Annotated in this window: 1 protein-coding gene; it reads left to right on the top strand. The window is 35.6% G+C overall.

All coding sequences use genetic code 11. From position 1 onward, the window contains the following. Positions 1 to 390, top strand: a 390-nt coding sequence (locus ACYQ8U_RS23105; protein WP_459947913.1) for a competence protein CoiA family protein, incomplete at its 5' end; no start/stop codon positions are given. Positions 391 to 700: the final 310 nt, after the last annotated feature.

Below are 700 nucleotides of genomic sequence, written 5' to 3'. Positions count from 1 at the left end.
CTTTGTTGTTATGGTAGCAATGACCGGATGAAGTCAGTGGCGAACGTCAAAATATCATGGGGCCTTGATAGAAAGTCAGGATTAATGAAATATATCCTGGAGGTTCCAAAGGGCCTTGCTTGTCAATGTGATTGTCCTGAATGTGGAACACCGTTAATAGCAAAGAAAGGTCAAATAAATAAAAAGCATTTCGCTCATTCAATTGATGTTGATTGTAGTGGTGAGACGGCACTGCACAGAGCTGCTAAACAAATTCTAATTCAAGAAGCAATGCTTAATAATGAATTACAACTCCCGGCCAATCAATCGTTTGAAATGACAGAAAAAGATGTTTTAGGGAAATCTTACTCCATAACACCAGTAAGTAATGAAAATGAATTTTTTTTTTAATGTTGGACGGTAAAGGTGAGATCAAAATTTGTGGAAACATACAGACTGATGTTTTTCTTACTGGTGAGGGGAATCAAGCTCTTGCGGTAGAGATCTACGTAACTCACAAAAAAAATAAGTACGATCAATACAAGTATTCGAAAATAAAACAAAATTCTATTGAAATCGATTTATCGACGATAAAGTAGGATGCAGATTATGAAGCAATAAAACGCGCAGTTTTATGGGACGCGCCTAGAAAGTGGGTGTATTCAGAAGAAGTCGAAAAATTGATTGAAAAACATAGAAATGATCTACAAATATTTGTTTT

The sequence above is a fragment of the Desulfocastanea catecholica genome, from assembly GCF_054657295.1.
This window is presented reverse-complemented; position numbering and strand designations above follow the sequence as displayed.